This window comes from Streptomyces tateyamensis (assembly GCF_003205575.1).
In the GTDB taxonomy this organism is placed as follows: Bacteria; Actinomycetota; Actinomycetes; order Streptomycetales; family Streptomycetaceae; genus Kitasatospora; species Kitasatospora tateyamensis.
Genome location: NZ_PYBW01000416.1, coordinates 1 through 554 on the forward strand (window position 1 = coordinate 1; position 554 = coordinate 554).

The 554-nt window shown below is 76.4% G+C and carries 1 protein-coding gene; it reads left to right on the forward strand.

Annotation, left to right across the window (positions count from 1 at the left end; genetic code table 11):
- Positions 1–554 (forward strand): SpnB-like Rossmann fold domain-containing protein (locus C7C46_RS37515; protein ID WP_181442702.1); only part of this gene is annotated, 554 nt, incomplete at both ends.

Genomic DNA, 554 nt, shown 5'->3' on the forward strand with positions numbered 1-554 from the left:
GGGCAGTCGCTGTTCCGGATCGGGTGGTCGGAGGTGCCGGCCACCGGCGCCGGCGTCGAGGCACAGGTGTACCGGGTGCCGGTCACCGCCGACGAACTGCCCGACACCGCCCTGACCGCCACCCTGGCAGCCCTGCAGGCCTTCCTCGCCCAGGACACCACCGAGCGCCTCGCCGTCGTCACCACCCACGCCATCGCCCTCGACAACCCCATCAACCTGCCCCACGCCGCCGTCTGGGGCCTGGTCCGCGCCGCCCAAGCCGAAAACCCCGGCCGCATCCACCTCATCGACACCCACACCGACACCTCCGACACCTCCGACAGCGAGCTTCGCATCCTCGCCGACGAACCCGAACTCGCCATCCGCGCAGCCAAGCCCTACACCCCCCCCCTCACCCCCCCCACCCCCACCCCCACCCCCCCCCCCCCCCCCCCCCCCAACACCCCCACCCCGTCCCCCTCGCCCACCTCGCCCCCCCGCCCGCCCCCCGCCCCCCTCACAACCCCCCCGCCCACCCCCCCCTCCCCCGCCTCCCGCCCCCCCGCCACCACCCC